Source organism: Halorubrum sp. SD626R (assembly GCF_001261915.1).
In the GTDB taxonomy this organism is placed as follows: domain Archaea; phylum Halobacteriota; class Halobacteria; order Halobacteriales; family Haloferacaceae; genus Halorubrum.
Map to the genome: position 1 here is coordinate 1 of NZ_CVRT01000085.1, position 1,331 is coordinate 1,331.

Annotated in this window: 1 protein-coding gene, 1 tRNA gene and 1 pseudogene; 2 read left to right on the forward strand and 1 reads right to left on the reverse strand. The window is 68.2% G+C overall.

Features of this window, described 5'->3' with window-relative positions; all coding sequences use genetic code 11:
- Positions 1-624: putative inorganic carbon transporter subunit DabA (locus SD626R_RS09395; protein WP_141651429.1), on the forward strand; the 624-nt coding region annotated here is incomplete at its 5' end.
- A gap of 188 nt (positions 625-812) precedes the next feature.
- Here SD626R_RS09395 and SD626R_RS09400 read toward each other — a convergent pair.
- A tRNA-Tyr gene (locus SD626R_RS09400) sits at positions 813-886 on the reverse strand.
- 152 nt (positions 887-1,038) lie between these two features.
- Here SD626R_RS09400 and SD626R_RS09405 point away from each other — a divergent pair.
- A pseudogene (locus SD626R_RS09405) lies at positions 1,039-1,331 on the forward strand (hypothetical protein); the annotation flags it as partial.

Consider the following 1,331-nt stretch of genomic DNA (forward strand, 5'->3'; position numbering starts at 1 on the left):
GACACGGCCGAGCGCCTCGCGGCCGACTGGGCCGAGACGCGTCCCGAATGGGGACTCGCCGGCAACGCCGGGTTCGTCGTCGGCCCGCGCGACCTGACGAGCGGCCTCGACCTCGACGGTCGCGCCTTCCTCCACTCGTACGACTGGTCGACGGACCCCGACGGCGACGCGCTCGAAGCGATCCTCACGGGGCCGATGGTCGTCACCCAGTGGATCAACGCCCAGTACTACTTCTCGACGGTCGACAACGCCGTCTACGGCGGCGGGTCGAAGGTGACGCAGAATCCGGTCGGCAACGTCGGCGTGTATCAGGGCAACGGCGGCGACCTGATGACCGGACTCCCCTCGCAGTCGCTCTCGGTCGACGACGACACGCCGTACCACCAGCCGCTCCGCCTCTCGACCGTGATCCACGCGCCGGTCGACCGCGTCGCCGACGTCTTGGCCGCTCACGAGGAACTGAGCGAACTCCTCGACAACGGCTGGCTCTCTCTGACGGTCGTCGACCCGACGCAGGACCACCGCGCGTTCCACTACGAGGAGGAGTTGGAGTGGACACCGGCGTCCGACGCGGTCGATGCGGAGACGGCGACCCCGACTGCGCCCGCCGTCGCGGACGACTAGGAGCGGACGGCGTCGACAGATTCAGGGCTCACAGTCGGTCACGGATCGACCGGAACGGAAGTCCGCCCTCCCCGAAATTGAAACGCGCGAGACTCCCTACGGTCGTCTCGCTGTTCCCCGCTCGCTTCGCTCGCGGGGACGGGGGACAAGTCGATCTACAGTCGGTCGCGGATCGACCGGAACGGAAGTCCGCCCTCCCCGAATTGAACGGGGGACAAGTCGATCTACAGTCGACTGCTCTACCAGGCTGAGCTAAGGGCGGTTACCGTATGCTAGCCGCCGGATTCGACTTAAGAGTTCCCTTTCAACACAGGTGTGATCCGCCGTACCGCGGGGGCCTCGAGCTCGTGATCGGACCCCAAGGCATCGCCCGCCGCGCGCGGTTTTTAAGTCGCTCGCGGCGGGACCGGAGGTATGGCCGACGGCGACGACCGACAGGCGACGTTCGGGTCGGACGGGAGTCTGGAGACCGACACGACGCCGGAGGCGACCGGCGAGAACGACTTCGGCGAGCCCAAGGAGCCGAACGAGACCGACGGTGGGTACAGCCGCTACGCCGTCTCCAGCCTACTCCAGAAGGCCGTGCGCCGCTCCGACGAGGAGGTCGCCGCGTGGGCCGCCTGGGAGCTGGCGCGCTCCGGTTACGCGTGGAACCTCTGGGACCGCCTGACGCTGTACGTCGTCGAGGACCTCCGCGCCGGCAGCGA